General features: G+C 48.2%; 10 protein-coding genes. 8 read left to right on the top strand and 2 right to left on the bottom strand.

Annotation, left to right across the window (positions count from 1 at the left end; all coding sequences use genetic code 11):
- Positions 1-19 precede the first annotated feature (19 nt).
- The 7 genes from MYF79_RS19365 (at position 20) to MYF79_RS19335 (ending at position 8,385) form a co-directional block, all read left to right on the top strand.
- Positions 20-1,180 carry a sugar transferase gene (locus tag MYF79_RS19365; RefSeq protein ID WP_247809288.1) on the top strand — a complete coding sequence of 387 codons (1,161 nt, stop codon included), beginning with the start codon at positions 20-22 and terminating at the stop codon, positions 1,178-1,180.
- Positions 1,180-2,391 carry a glycosyltransferase gene (locus MYF79_RS19360; RefSeq protein WP_247809287.1) on the top strand — a complete coding sequence of 404 codons (1,212 nt, stop codon included), beginning with the start codon at positions 1,180-1,182 and terminating at the stop codon, positions 2,389-2,391. Before MYF79_RS19365 ends, MYF79_RS19360 begins: the two co-directional genes overlap by 1 nt.
- Positions 2,375-3,298, top strand: a complete 924-nt coding sequence (locus MYF79_RS19355) for a glycosyltransferase family 2 protein (RefSeq protein WP_247809286.1) — start codon at positions 2,375-2,377, stop codon at positions 3,296-3,298. Before MYF79_RS19360 ends, MYF79_RS19355 begins: the two co-directional genes overlap by 17 nt.
- On the top strand, positions 3,286-5,187 hold the full coding sequence (asnB, locus tag MYF79_RS19350; protein WP_247809285.1) for an asparagine synthase (glutamine-hydrolyzing): 1,902 nt from the start codon (positions 3,286-3,288) through the stop codon (positions 5,185-5,187). The genes MYF79_RS19355 and asnB overlap by 13 nt, the downstream gene beginning before the upstream one ends.
- Positions 5,188-5,190: 3 nt before the next feature.
- Positions 5,191-6,327, top strand: a complete 1,137-nt coding sequence (locus tag MYF79_RS19345; RefSeq protein ID WP_247809284.1) for a glycosyltransferase family 4 protein — start codon at positions 5,191-5,193, stop codon at positions 6,325-6,327.
- Positions 6,328-6,339: 12 nt separating this feature from the next.
- Positions 6,340-7,074 carry a class I SAM-dependent methyltransferase gene (locus MYF79_RS19340; protein ID WP_247809283.1) on the top strand — a complete coding sequence of 245 codons (735 nt, stop codon included), beginning with the start codon at positions 6,340-6,342 and terminating at the stop codon, positions 7,072-7,074.
- A gap of 219 nt (positions 7,075-7,293) precedes the next feature.
- The gene (locus tag MYF79_RS19335) at positions 7,294-8,385 is read left to right on the top strand and encodes a hypothetical protein (RefSeq protein WP_247809282.1); all 1,092 of its coding nucleotides are present in this window, start codon (positions 7,294-7,296) and stop codon (positions 8,383-8,385) included.
- A gap of 62 nt (positions 8,386-8,447) precedes the next feature.
- Here the strand turns inward: MYF79_RS19335 and MYF79_RS19330 are convergent, their stop codons facing one another.
- The gene (locus MYF79_RS19330; protein WP_247809281.1) at positions 8,448-9,785 is read right to left on the bottom strand and encodes a lipopolysaccharide biosynthesis protein; all 1,338 of its coding nucleotides are present in this window, start codon (positions 9,783-9,785) and stop codon (positions 8,448-8,450) included.
- 509 nt (positions 9,786-10,294) lie between these two features.
- Here MYF79_RS19330 and MYF79_RS19325 point away from each other — a divergent pair.
- The gene (locus MYF79_RS19325; RefSeq protein WP_247809280.1) at positions 10,295-15,070 is read left to right on the top strand and encodes a PKD domain-containing protein; all 4,776 of its coding nucleotides are present in this window, start codon (positions 10,295-10,297) and stop codon (positions 15,068-15,070) included.
- Positions 15,071-15,074: 4 nt separating this feature from the next.
- Here MYF79_RS19325 and MYF79_RS32480 read toward each other — a convergent pair whose 3' ends face one another.
- Positions 15,075-15,704: an acyltransferase gene (locus tag MYF79_RS32480; RefSeq protein ID WP_317233076.1), complete on the bottom strand. Its 630-nt coding sequence runs from the start codon at positions 15,702-15,704 to the stop codon at positions 15,075-15,077.
- Position 15,705: the final 1 nt, after the last annotated feature.

Below are 15,705 nucleotides of genomic sequence, written 5' to 3'. Positions count from 1 at the left end.
CATTAATTCCTTTGTTAGCATGAATACATTTACACCTGAACTGAGCGTATTGAAAAATGCGGCCCCAAAGCAGTTTGAAGAATGTGAACAGGCAATGCCCCGTCAGATAATGGCTGACAGCAATATTGTGCTGTTTGTAGGGCAACATATGAACGCCCCCGAATTTGAAGATGCGGGGTACAAGTGTTTCTTTGCACAGGATTTTGATTCCGCTGCTGCAACGATGGAACAATTGCAATCTGTCTTCAGAAGAAGGCCGGGCGTTATTATATACCGGTCCAACGTTGATAACCAGAAGGGGCTGAACGCCTGGAAAGAATACCTGAAGAAGGAATCCAGCTACTCCTGCATTCCTTTCCTGCTTTACGTGGACGTGGCTGAGATCACTCCTGAAATGAAAACCGCGGCGAAGAAATATACCTTCATCGACGAGATCATTACGGCAAAATGTCTTCCCAAATTACCATCTAAAATATCTTTCATCAGCAAATTCAAACAACTGAACACCTATCCTCCGCTGACAGTTGTCAATGGCGGTAAAAAGATCAGGACTAAAAGAACCCTGAACGCTGTACTGAAAAGAACTTTTGATATCGTTGTTGCCAGCTGCCTGCTGATTGCCATCAGCCCCCTTTTATTGTTAATCGCCGTTATCATTAAACTGGAGTCCAAGGGCCCCGTGTTTTATGCAGCACGCCGCGCCGGCAGGAACTACCAGGTATTCAAATTCTACAAGTTCAGAACGATGGTAGCAGATGCAGACAAAAAACTGCAGCAGCTGCAACACCTGAATCAATATAAGGACGGTAATGGCCCGGTTTTCTATAAAGTATCCAATGACCCCCGGGTAACCCGTTTCGGCGCCTTTTTAAGGAACACCAGCCTTGATGAACTTCCACAGCTTTTGAATGTATTGATAGGAGATATGTCGCTCGTTGGTAACAGACCCTTACCACTATACGAAGCGGCTGCACTGACCACAGATGAATGGGCACAGCGCTTCCTGGCGCCGGCAGGCATCACCGGTCTCTGGCAGATCAGTAAAAGGGGAAAGAAAGATATGTCTGTAGAAGAAAGAATAGCATTGGACATCAATTATTCCAATTCGCATAGCTTCACCTACGACATGTGGATTATGGCCAACACTCCGAAAGCGTTAATACAAAAAGATAATGTATAATGATCCTTACGATTGAATTAATCATATTCGGATACCTCGGAGGCTGCGTATTGTACAACCTCTTGTTCTCTGTTGCCGGTAAATTCTTTCCGAAGAAAACTAAAATTACCGAAGATGTTGCGGCCTATTGCAGGATCGCCATCCTGGTACCTGCCTATAAGGAAGATGATATCATCCTTCACGCAGCGATCAGTTATGAATCGCTCGATTATCCGGCCAACTGCTATAAAGTGATTGTTATTGCCGATTCCCTGAAACCGGCAACGATCCAGACGCTTGAAGAGGAGGGTATCACCGTGATCCCTGTCTCTTTTAAGAAGAGCACAAAAGCAAAATCACTGAATGCCGCATTTGCGCAGCTGGATGATAATATATATGATATGGCGGTGATCGCTGATGCTGACAACATCCCGGCGCCCGATTTTCTGCAGAAGATCAATATTGCCTACCAGCAGGGGTACCACATCATACAGGCCCAGCGTGTAGCAAAGAACATGGATTCTCCTTTCGCCATCCTGGATGCTGCCAATGAAATGATCGCCAATCACATTAACCGCAAAGGCGCCAATGCGCTTGGGCTCTCTGCTTCCATTATTGGTTCCGGCATTGGCTTCGAATATCAGCTGATGAAACAGGCCCTGCTGGAAACAGAAGCTACCGGCGGTTTTGATAAGGTACTGCAACAACTGCTGGTGGATAAAGGGTATAAGATCCACTACCTCGAAGAGGCGCTCATATTTGATGAGAAGGTGGCCAATGCAGCCGCATTCGAAAGCCAGCGCAAACGCTGGCTGTCCAGCCAGTTCGTATACCTCCGCCATTACTTTACTCGTGGGTTCAGGGCATTGCTGAAAGGCCGTATTGACTATTTTTATATGTCCGTAGGCCAGAATATGTTACTGCCACGTATGCTGTTGCTGGCAGGTGTAGTGTTCATGACTGGCATCTACCTGGTATTCGGTAAGTACCTCACACTGCCCTTATCTGCCTGGGCTATCTGCCTTGGCGCATTCGTGATCAGTATGATGTTGCCGCTTCCCGGTAAATTCTACTCAAAATACCTGCTCACTGTATTAATGAACCTTCCCCATGTAGTAGGTATCATGCTCTCACTGGTATTCAAGCTCAAAGGCGCTGATAAGACCTTCATTCATACAAAGCATTCCAAAACAACTATCGATAATCCCCTGGTCAATGTTACAGGAAAATAAAATAGCACCGCTTGTTTCCATTGTAACGGTCAACTATAATACAAGCAGCGTTACATGTGAATTGCTGGTTTCTATCAGCAGGAACAGTTACCGCAACGTGGAAGTGATCGTTGTGGACAATGCTTCTGTGGAAGACCCCACCGCCGCATTGCTGGAAGTTTACCCCGCGGTAAAGGTGATCAGGAGTGAAAGCAACAAAGGTTTTGCCGGTGGTAATAACCTGGGCATCCGTGAGGCCACAGGCGAGTATATTTTTCTTGTAAATAATGATACCGAATTTACCGATGGCCTGATAGAAGGCCTGCTGGAAGTCTTTTACGCGCATCCTGATGCAGGGATGGTCAGCCCCAAATTTCATTACTTCTTCCATAAAGGCATTATCGAATACGCCGGTTATCAGTCGGTAGATGTATTCACCGGAAGGAACAGTATGATCGGTTGTAAAGAGCCCGACCAGGGCCAGTATGACCAGGTCTCTGCTACCAACTATGCACACGGCGGCGGCATGATGACCAAAGCTTCCGTATTGAAAGAAGTAGGGCTGATGCCGGAGGTATACTTCCTGTATTATGAAGAGTTTGACTGGTGCGAGCAAATCAAGCGTAAGGGATATAAGATCTATTATCAGTATAAATCACTTATCTACCATAAAGAATCAATGTCCACGGGTAAGAACAGTCCATTAAAGACCTACTATCTTACCAGGAACAGGATACTGTTCATGCGAAGGAACGTGGCATTACCTAACCGGATCATCTTTTTACTGTACCTGACCTTGTTTACCATTCCCAAGAATACGTTACAATTCATTCTCAATAAAGAGAAGGAACACCTAAGGGCTTTCTGGAAGGGCATTATGTGGAACGTAAAACATCGTCAACTAAAATTATTACCATGTGTGGCATAGCAGGGTTTATTGATTTCTCCAAAAAAGCGAGCCTCCCGGTGCTGAAAGACATGACGGATGCATTGCTGCATCGTGGTCCCGACGACGGCGGCTATGAAGTGTTTGAACACCCTAATGCATTGATCGGGCTGGGCCAGCGCCGTCTGTCCATCCTCGACCTTTCCAGCGGCGGGCATCAGCCGATGCATTTTAAACAGTATACTATGATCTTCAACGGTGAGGTATACAACTTTAAAGAAATACGCCGCGAACTGGAACACCAGGGGTATCATTTTACATCCAGCAGCGATACTGAAGTGCTGATCAAAGGCTACGACTGCTGGAAAGAAAAGATCGTGGACCATTGTATTGGTATGTTTGCCTTTGTGATCTACGACAGCGAAGAACAACAGGTGATCTTCTGCCGCGACAGGGCGGGGGTAAAACCGCTTTACTACTACTGGCACAACAATGTGCTGCTGTTTGCTTCAGAGTTGAAAAGCTTCAGCCGTTTCCCCGCTTTTGAGAAAAAGATCGATGTGAACAGTGTATCACTGTTCCTCCAATATAGCTACATTCCCGCGCCATATACCATCTTCGAGCATACGCATAAGCTGAAACCGGGACATTTCATGCACCTTTCGCTGAAGAACAAGGCATTGACCACCTCCGAGTACTGGAGCGTGCTGGATGCTTACCGCCAGCCGCTGACAGGCATGTATGAAGGTGACATCATCCGTCATACCAAAGAACTGATGGAGAGCGCCTACAAATACCGGATGGTGGCCGACGTTCCCGTTGGGGTTTTCCTGAGCGGTGGTTATGACAGCTCCAGCGTGGCAGCCATACTGCAGGCTTCTTCCGGTAGCCGTCTGAAGACATTCACCATTGGCTATAAAGAAGCCGCCTTCGATGAATCCAAAGAAGCCCGCCGGATAGCACAGCACCTGGGCACCGACCATACCGAATGGATTGTGGGCCCCTCAGATGCAAGGGATATACTTGATCATCTGCCCGAGATTTACGACGAGCCTTTTGCCGATAATTCCACCGTTCCCACCACGCTGGTCAGTAAACTGGCTGCAAAGCAGGTAAAGGTGGTACTTTCTGCAGACGGGGGGGACGAGCTCTTTGCCGGATATAATAAATTCAACCAATCCCTGCAATACACAGAACGTATTCCCAAGTCGCTGCAGGGGGTGGTAAGCAAGGTGATGAAACTGGTAAATCCTGCCAGTATTCCTTACTTCAATAAACAATACAACTTTGCCAGCCGTTATGAAAAGATGAAACTGATCTGGGCATCGGGTAAGTCACAGCAGGCATTGAAATATATCAGTCAGTATATTACAGAAACAGAAGCGGCCAGCTACCTGGGAGGTGCACACTGTACCTACAAGACAAACTTTGATATGAACGGGGAACTGAACAATATCAATGATGCATTGAACCGCCTGCTGTCTGTGGATTATAAAACCTTCCTGGTAGACAACAACCTGGTTAAAGTAGACAGGGCAACCATGTCAGTAAGCATTGAGGGCCGCGAGCCTATGCTGGATCACCGGCTGGTGGAATTCCTGGCAAAGGTGCCTGCACACGTGAAAGTAAAGAATAAGGTTAACAAATACATCCTCAAAGAAATCGTACACCAGTATATACCGAAAACACTGATGGACCGTCCTAAAAGACCGTTTATCGCCCCGCTCACACATTGGTTCAGAGATGAATTGAAAGAACAGATGGCGTATTATTTATCGCCTGCCAAACTGGAGCAGACCGGGCTTTTTGATCCGGCGCATATCGAAACACTGAAACAGAACTATTTTGACGGCGGAAAGGTAAGTCACCAGAAACTCTGGAATATCCTCGTATTCCAGTTGTGGTATAGCCGGTGGATGGAACAATTGTAAAAGATGGAAGAGATTAAGAAGATCAGGGTTTTACAAACGATCCGACAGGGCAAAATTGGAGGGGGGGAAAGCCATGTGCTGGACCTCGTCCGGTACCTTGACAAAAGCCTGTTCGAGCCGGTGGTGCTATCCTTTACCGATGGCCCGATGATCACGTCCCTTACCCAGCTGGGTATACCCGCCCACGTTATTCATACCGAGAAAGCCTTTGACATTAAGGTATGGAGAAAGGTGAAACAACTCCTGAAGGAACAGCGGATAGATATCGTACATGTACATGGTACCCGCGCCAATACTAACGTACTTTGGGCCGCACGTACACTGGGCCTGCCGGTGATATATACCATCCACGGATGGTCTTTCCATGACAGTCTGCCTGCCTGGAACAGGAAGGCCAGGATACTGGCTGAGAAGTTCATTACACAGCATACCAGGCTCAATATTACGGTTTCCGATTCCAATCACCAGACAGGGCTGCGCGTATTTGGGCATTTTAAGTCCCTGGTGGTCAAAAATGGGGTGAACCTGGACAAGTTCAACCGTCTGGGTGAATATCCGGATATAAAGGCTTTATACGGCATTCCGGCCCATCACCTGGTGATCGGGTATATTGTCCGCATAACGGAGCAGAAAGACCCCCTGGGAATGTTGAGGGCCTATGCAACAGTATGCAGCAACTTTCCGGACCTTACCTTGTTAATGATAGGTGAGGGCGATCTGAAAGCCGCCGCGGTACGGTTGGCCGGGGACCTGGGCATTAGCGGCAGGGTGGTGTTCGACAATTTCCGCCAGGACGTACCGGCTGTATTGAACGCGGTTGACATTTACTGCCTGCCTTCCCTATGGGAAGGATTTCCCATAGGAGTACTGGAAGCGATGGCAATGGGCAAAGCGGTGATCGCATCCGACGTAGATGGTACCCGGGAGGCGGTGGAACATGAGGTAACAGGCCTGCTGGTGCCGCCTAAGAATGAGACAGCGCTGGCCGCTGCTATTGAAAGACTGATAAAGGACCGTGCATTGCGCAGCAGCCTGCAGGAAAATGCCGGCAGGTGTGTGAAGGCAAATTTTGATGTACGGGACATGACCCATAAAATAGAAACGGTGTACCAGCAGATGCTGGCGCCATTACAGGATTAATAAACTATACGCATGAAAATCAGAAATCCGCAATCCCGTTTCGACCTGAATATTAAAAAAACGGACAGGGTACTTGAGGTGGGAGGCGGCCACAATCCGCACCCCAGGTCAAATGTGGTGGTAGATAAGTACGTAGACGATAATACGCATCGCAGCGGCGACATAAAAGTGCTGAGGAACCAGCAGTTCCTGAAGGCAGACGGAGAGCACCTGCCTTTCAAAGACAAGGAATTTGACTACGTGATCTGTAATCACGTACTGGAACACGTGGAAGACCCTGTGGCCTTCCTCAATGAACAGTTCCGTGTAGCTAAAAGAGGTTATATTGAAACACCATCCCTGCTGGGAGAACATCTGTTCCCAAAGAAATCCCACAAGTGGGTACTGCTGGAAGTAGAAGGAAAGGTGGTGCTGGTAGACAAGGAAAGGATCGCTTTTCCTACCAGTTTCGACTTTGGCGACCTGTACCTGGAATACCTGCCCAAAGCTTCCATCGGGTATAAGATCATGGAAAGGACTCACCCCAATCTGCACACGATGCGGGTAGAATGGGAAGACAATTTTGAGTTTATTGTGAATCCGGAAGACAAAGACATTCTTAAATACTTCGAAGAGCCCTGGACCCGAGAAATGGTCCTGCATTATTTCCCGCAGCGTTCCCTTGGAAAGGAACTGGCGGAGGCCACACGGGCTTTCACAGATATCTGCAAAAGTATCATCAGATCGAAAGTGTTGAAAAGAATTTAGTCTAATACAGGATTGTTTTTAAGGAGCGAGAGGCTTCCTGGCAGCGGCCTGGAGGCCTTTTCGTTTTTGATCGCAGCTGATGTGCCAGCCCGGACTGCTCTGGAAGGGCAACGTATATGCAAAAGTATTTTCAGTGTTACAACATGGTGTCTATATGACAGCAGCCATTATGAATAATTTTGTCCCCGACAGAAAACCCCTAACTTAAAACAAACCACGATGAAATCCTTTTCCCTCTTGACATGGGGCGGCCTGTGCATTGCCGCGCTCAGTTTTACATCCTGTTCAAAAGAAGCGAAATTACAAGATCAGAACAAGCTGGCTGTTACAGCGGCTGAGGATGATCCGGACGGCGCCATGCTGGCAAAACTGTTGCAGCAGAACGGGCCCCAGTACGAATTTTTCAAAGTTGACGGTAAACAGGGAGGTAGAATCAAAACGAAGCAAGGTTCTGTTTACACATTCAGTCCCAACTCCCTGACCACACAGAGTGGCGGCCCGGTTTCGGGCACCGTTGACATCGTCATTAAGGAGATCCTGAAGCCCAGCAGCATGATCTTCGCCAGCAGGCCTACAGCTACCAATGGCGGCGCACAGCTCACATCTTACGGAGAATTCTTCGTACGGGCTACCCAGGGAGGACAGGACCTGAAGCTGCGTGCCGACAGCGCCGTGGCCGTACAGGTGCCTGTAGCCAAAAGACCAGCACAGGATGGTGTGCCCATGTGGGGTGGCGATACGTCTGTGATCATCACTACCTCCGGTTATAATGATTTGAATCAGCCGGTAACTATCCCCGTTGCTGCCAGCGCTAACCAGGGTGTTTCCTGGAATGCTGCGCCGGGATTCGCATTATTCAACGGCACTAACGGTACGCTGAATTTCCGTCTCGATAGCCTGATGGCCTGGAGGAACTGTGATGCGCTGACCAACCTGCCAGGTCCGAAAACTACGGTACTTGGCTACTTTACAAACTTCTACAATCCCGCCACGCAAACCAGCTATGGTGGTGAAGAGCCCTGCATGTTGTTTTTCAAACCTGCCGGTGTAAATACGGTGGTAAAGTTGTACAATGTGATCCTGAATGCGCCTGTTGGTCGCCAGGGTCTATTAAGCTACCAGAATTCCGTACCTATTGGTCAGTCAGGTACATTTCTGGCCATCACGGCGCTGAATGGCAACTTCTTTGCGCAGAAACTGCCTGTTACTATTCCTTCGCCTTCCGGTGGCTTTGTGGGTATTAATTTTACACTGGCTCCGGTAACTCCGGCAGCGCTGGTGTCATTGATCCAGAGCATGGATACGCCCTGAGAGGTCGTCAATTTATAAAGATGCCTGCCTGTCCCTTTCTGTCAGGGAGAGGCAGGCATCTGTTATTTTACCAGTTTCAGCTTTCCGGTTACCTTCTCCAGCATTACCAGGCATTCCGCCCATCCCAGCCTGATGATCTCACCCGTTGTGAATGGCACATATTTCTTCAGCATATAATATCCTATCACGACGCAGATGATCATATTCAGCAGTGATCCAAATGCAACCCAGCGCACATCATGGAAAATCGCAATGAAGACAACGTCCCCGATAATATTTAGCACCAGTTTGATGAAGTTTTTATAGAAATTGGTCAGCGGACGGTTGATCATATCAAGGGCTACACCTATGAAACGGTCAATAGGGTAGAGAAAGGCACATAAGAGAAAGATGCGCACCACATCTGTAGCAGGCAGGTATGCACGGCCGGCCAGGATGATGATCAGTGGTTGCGTAAAGATGATCATGCCAATGATAAAAGGAATGATGACGATGCTGACAACGCCGGTATAACGGCTGAAAGCCCGTGACACCTCTCCCCATTCATTTCTGTTGGCCGCGCCGGAAAGCGTAGGCTGTGCGGTAGCCACAAAGCTGCGGAGGATGATCTCTATGACTTCCATGAACTTTTGGGGGATGCTGTATATAGCTACAGCCGCAGGACTGATCATGGTACGGATCAGGAAGTTATCGGAATAGTTGAGAAAACCGGAAGAGATCATACTGCCTACAATGAGCCAGCCGTATTTTACCAGCACCATCACCTGCTTTTTAGTATTGTATACCAGGGTACGTACCTTCGTCCATCCTTTCAGCAGCGTGAAACAGCTGGTAGCTGCCAGCCCGGTCATATAGGCAACCAGCACATTGGGAAGGGTAACGCTGCCAAAGAAATGGAACAGTAATATCAGTACCAGGAAGCCGCCGTTCTGCCAGAAACGGATCTGCAATATTTTGTCAAAACGATGCTCTGACTGCAGGAACCAGCTGGCCACGTTGAAGGGTACAGAAACGACCATCATAAGGCCCAGCCAGCGCATAAAGAAGCGCCAGGTCTCATCGAAATAGTTGTATAGTATAAGCCCTGCAATGAGATTCAGCAGCAGATAAATGCCCGTTAAAATGAGCACCAGGTACCATGCGCTGCCTGCCACCTCCCGGCCCCTTTCTTCATCGGCGCCGGTATAGAATTTAATAATGCCAGATTGCAGCAGGGCGGTCCGGATCTGATCAAGTACAGTGTAAGTGCCTATGAACAATACCCATTCCCCGAAGGCAGACAGGGACAGTAAACGAACGAGAATGGCAAATGATAGTACATTCAGAAAAGCCGAGACGAGATTACCTAATAAAGAATGAAAATGCCTGTTGTTAAATACCGATAGTAATTTAAATCCCATGTATTTGATATAAAACCAGTGATTGAAATTTTGTGCGGTCTTTTTTACAGGATAAGATTATTTGGGGAAGGTGTATTCCGACGCCACAATATTACCATAATGTAAAAGTTTCACAAAATTTAATTTACCACTGCTCCAGCAATATTATCGTTGCTACTTATTTACGTATTATTTTTTATAATGCTTTATTAATTAGTATAATTACATATAAAAAATATTCTATTTGACAAATAAAATTATTGTACTTTGTCGCGGGATTAAAAAAATCTAAGAAGTAGGAGAATATCAGATGATTGGGACACACCAGCATAGATAATCACACGCCCTTATGAACAACCAGGTGAAGTAAACGGAACATCACGGCGACATTGACAAGACCTCTGAAGGAAAACGTACACGATTACATCCAGCGTGCTTTAACCATTTCAACTGATTGCTTTGTCATTTTTTAGAAGTAGGGGATAAACCCCGGCATGCACACCATATAATTTTTTTGAAAAACCTGACTGATGAAACATTTGTACACAACTATGGTCAGACTGTTCACTGTATGCCTTGCAGTGGGGCTGTACCCAACGTTAGCAGCAACCGCCCAGATGACGGCGGTATCATTAGCCGGAACCAATGTTACAAATTCCGGGGGGTATTATGAATATGTTCCTCCATCCTATGCAGGCAGCAAAGAATCTTTTCCTCTGCTGATCTTCATTCACGGGATAGGAGAATTGGGTAACGGTACCACACAGCTGCCTGCTGTGCTGAGGAACGGTATACCGAAGCTCATTACCAACGGAACGTTTCCTGCTTCATTTACAGTACAGGGCAAATCTTATTCATTTATAGTTGTTGCCCCGCAGTTTAAGAAAATTCCCGCTCCTGTGGATGTATTGAGCCTGGTCAACTATCTGAAAAAGAAGTACAGGATTGATAACAAGCGGATCTATGTAACCGGCCTGAGTATGGGTGGCGGTGTTACGGAAGACTTCGCGAGCGCGGGCGACGCCTATGCCAAGATCGTTGCTGCAGCTGTTCCTATTGCAGGTAATATGAACCCCAGACAGCTGCCCTCAGCTCCAAACAATGTAGCTAAATACGATGTGCCCATGTGGTTCCTTCATAATGAAGATGACCCGATGGTGCCCTCACAATATTCAAAGGACTGGGTGTCCATGATAGATGCCTATAAACCAGCTCCCAATCCACAACCCAAACTCACCATTTTCGACGCAAAAGGACATGATGCCTGGTCCAGGGCCTATGATCCTGCCTATAAGGAAAATGGTATGAACGTATACGAATGGATGCTGCAATACGAGCAGGGAAAGCCTGTGAGTAGTCCGCCGCCGCCACCTCCGCCGGGCAACAAGAAAGTGATGGCAAAACCCAATATTGGTAATGGCATGTATTATACAGATGCCATGAGCGCCTTCAAGCTCAACCCGGGCGATACTCTCTGTATACCCGCCGGCGACTACGAGTTTATACAGCTGGGTAACCTGGTAGGTACAGCCGCCAAACCGATCGTGATCACCAATTGCGGCGGTGTGGTAAGAACGGGTATCAAGACCCTGAAAACAGATGTTTCTTTTGGCATCATGGGAGGTAAATTCCTGCACATCACCGGCTCCGGTACGCCTGGTATAGAATATGGCTTTGATGTAAATGGTAAGAACCTGATCGGTGTCAAAATGCAGGGGATGTACCTGGGCTCCGGCAGCTCTGATATTGATGTACACAATTTCTATATCCACGACGTAGGTTCCTTCATCGTGGCGAAGACCACGCAGGAATGCGACAATCCACAGTTCTGGGAAGGCAGGTATGTGATGAAGAATGTGAAGATACACCACATCAAAGGCCGCTATGCCGCCTATGAAGGGTTCTATATCGGCAACACCCATTACATCATGGATTACCTTCTCTGCAAAGGCATTAAATCCCACCATATCCAGGACCTGGAAGTATACGATAATGATCTCCAGTACATGGGCCAGGATGGTATACAGGTGGCCATGGCGGATATGGGAGACAACCGGGTACACAACAATGTTGTACGTAACTACGGCACCAACAAGCTGGATGCACAAAGTTATGGTATGCTGATGGGCGGTGGCTCCCGGGTGAAGTTGTACGACAACGTGGTTGATGACGGTTATCTGCCCGGTATCGCATTGTTTGGTTCGGGCATCTCTTACGTCTACAACAACACCGTTTCCAACGTAGAGAACGGAGAGGGCATCCAGGTGGCGGATAAGCTGATCCTTGAACCGGTGACCGCCTATATATACAACAACACGATCTACAATACGGGCAATAGTGGCATCAAGATATATGCATACCTGACCACTATCGGCCATAAAGTATACAACAACCTGATCATCGAAAAGTCTTTAGGTGGCAGCTATCCCACGGATGGCATTTACATCAGGGGGGCGCAGAACATTAAATTCGACTACGGTAATAACCTCTTCTCCACTATTGCGAATGCCGCAAGTGTAGTAACAAATGGCGCAGGCGGCGATCTGCACCTGACCGCTAAATCCAAAGCGATCGATGCCGGTAAATCGGTTGCTGATTTAGGCCTGGCCGACGATCTTGATGGCAATAGACGCCCTATGAACAAGGGCTTCGATGTAGGCGCCTATGAATACCAGGGACCAGCTTCCCCTGGTCAGGGCAATAACAGTACACCGGTGGCTAACGCCGGTAAGGATATTACCATCACACTGCCAACCAATACCGTAACACTCGATGCTTCTGCCTCCACTGATGCAGATGGAAAGATCAGTAAATACGCCTGGAAACAGTTATCCGGACCAAACAATGCGGCTATCACCAACGCGGCCATCGCTACTACAAGTGTAACAGGACTGGCGGCAGGTACCTACATCTTCACCCTGACGATCACTGACGATAAAGCTGCTACAGACGTAGACAGTATTACTGTAAAAGTAAATCCTGCGGTGGCGAATAAAGCGCCTGTAGCCAATGCCGGTGCTAATACCACCATCACGTTGCCTGTCAATTCAGTGGCATTGGACGGTTCAGCCTCGAAAGACGCGGATGGTAAGATCACCAAATATGCCTGGAAGAAATTAAGCGGGCCTGTAGCAGGTACATTATCCGCTGCTACGCTTGCCAAAACTACAGTAACAGGTCTGGTGGCAGGAACATATGTATTCTCCCTGACCGTGACCGACGATGATAATGCAACAGCTACCGCGAATGTGACGGTAACGGTGAACCCTGTTGTACAACCAAATAAGGCGCCTGTAGCCAATGCTGGCGCCAATACCACCATCACGTTGCCTGTCAATTCAGTGGCATTGGACGGTTCAGCCTCCAAAGACGCGGATGGTAAGATCACCAAATATGCCTGGAAGAAATTAAGCGGGCCTGTAGCAGGTACATTATCCGCTGCTACGCTTGCCAAAACTACAGTAACAGGCCTGGTGGCAGGAACGTATGTATTCTCTTTGACCGTGACCGACGATGATAATGCAACAGCTACCGCGAATGTGACGGTAACGGTGAACCCTGTTGTACAACCAAATAAGGCGCCTGTAGCCAATGCTGGCGCCAATACCACCATCACGTTGCCTGTCAATTCAGTGGCATTGGACGGTTCAGCCTCCAAAGACGCGGATGGTAAGATCACCAAATATGCCTGGAAGAAATTAAGCGGGCCTGTAGCAGGTACATTATCCGCTGCTACGCTTGCCAAAACTACAGTAACAGGCCTGGTGGCAGGAACGTATGTATTCTCTTTGACCGTGACCGACGATGATAATGCGACAGCTACCGCGAATGTAACGGTAACGGTGAACCCTGTTGCACAACCGAATAAGGCGCCTGTAGCCGACGCGGGCGGCATGCAGAGCATCACATTGCCTGTTAATACGGTAACACTGGACGGTTCTGGCTCTAAAGATCCCGACGGTAAGATCGTTAAATACGCCTGGAAGAAAATAAGCGGGCCGGCTGCCGGTGGTATAGTCACCAATGCCAGCAACGCAAGGACGACAGTCACAGGCTTTGTAGGCGGAACATACACGTTCTCCCTGACGGTTACAGACGATGACAAGGCTACATCCACCGCCAACGTGGTAGTGAGGGTGAACAACCAGCCACCAGATATAGCTCCTGTTGCCAATGCAGGGCCTGACCAAACCATTACACTGCCAAACAATGCAGTTGAACTGGATGGCAGCGGCTCGAAAGATGCAGATGGCCGGATCATGAAATATGCATGGCGGAAATTAAGTGGTCCTTCAGGCGGTACCTTTACACAGTCTAATGTGGCTGTTACCAGGGCTACAGACCTCGTAGAAGGTACTTACGTGCTGACGCTCACAGTTGCTGATGATGATAATGTACTCGATACAGATACAATGAGGGTAGTAGTGAAACCGGCTCCTGTCAGCAATAGAGCGCCTGTTGCCAATGCAGGTGCTGATGTGACCATCACGCTGCCGGTGAACAGTGTCATCCTGAATGCTGCCGCTTCCTCTGATGCAGATGGTGTGATCACCAACTACCAATGGCTGAAGGTGGCGGGTAAAGATGTACGCTTCTCCAATTCACAGGGTATCATCAATGTAGTGTCTGCGTTGACAGAGGGTACTTATACATTCGAGCTGACGGTAACAGACAATAAGAATGCTACCGCCAAAGACAGGATAACGGTGAGGGTATTGCCGGCAAAAACCGACGATAACAACAGTAATGATAAGGCGCCTGTGGCACGTACACAGGGCGACCTGACGCTGAAATTACCGGTACAAAGCATGAATGCTGATGGCAACGCATCTTACGCCATTAACAGTACCATCACTTCCTATGCATGGAAACAGGTTTATGGTCCGCTGCAGGCAATCTTCTCGGCCCCGAATGCGAGCAGTACGAAGATCTCCGGTATGGCCTTCCCTGGCAGCTATGTGTTTGAACTGACGGTAACAGATGCCAACAACCTGAGCAGCCGTTCTACTTTCGAGGTGACGGTGCTGGATACGGAAGGAGATGCATTCGTTCCTGAGGTCATGACTTACCCGAATCCTGCCGTTAGCACCCTGTACTTCAAACAACGTATGAAGAATGCGACACAGGGGACTATCACGATCTTTAATATATCCGGCAGAGCGATGAAGAGCTATATACTGCCGGCGGGCGACAACCAGCAGGAAGCACTGGATATATCATCCCTGCCCGCAGGTACATACATACTGCAGGTGGTATACAAAGACAGCACTTATAAATGGAGTACGAAGTTCATAAAAGCTAATTAAGCCATCAGGGAACTCTTTCCCACAATTTTGTAGCCGGGTTATACTGTTTGATAAGTCTTGCAGGATTCCCGGCTACAATACTGAATGGGGGAACATCTTTGGTAACAACGCTACCCGCTGCTACCACTGCATGTTCCCCTATTTTTGTGCCTGCAGTGATCACCGAGTTGGCGCCGATCCAGCTGTCTGCACCAATATTGATCTCACTGGTGGTACAGGGCTGCATGCCGATAGGGACAGCGATATCCTGGTAGCCGTGATTGAGCCCTGACATCACCACGTTCTGGGCAATGATCACATTGTCGCCGATCGTAACAGGACCTATCAGCACATTTCCCATGCCCACCTGTACATTATTGCCGATGAGTACATCGCCCATCCCGTTGTTGATGGTGGCGAAATCTTCTATGATGGATTTGGCGCCCAGCGTGAAGTTGTTGAACGGAAATACGTCCAGGCGTGTGTAACGGCGCACAACAGCGCCTTTTCCCCTTTTATGTATAAAGCGGTTTGCTACCAGTCTTACCCATAAACGTGGCCTGGCCTGTCCCCTGGGCATTATCATGCGGTGCGCAAATTGTTTGAGGCCGGGATTACTTTTGATCTTTTCTTTCAGGCTTGAAAATGTACTCATC

The organism is Chitinophaga filiformis, from assembly GCF_023100805.1.
Lineage (GTDB): Bacteria > Bacteroidota > Bacteroidia > Chitinophagales > Chitinophagaceae > Chitinophaga > Chitinophaga filiformis_B.
This window is presented reverse-complemented; position numbering and strand designations above follow the sequence as displayed.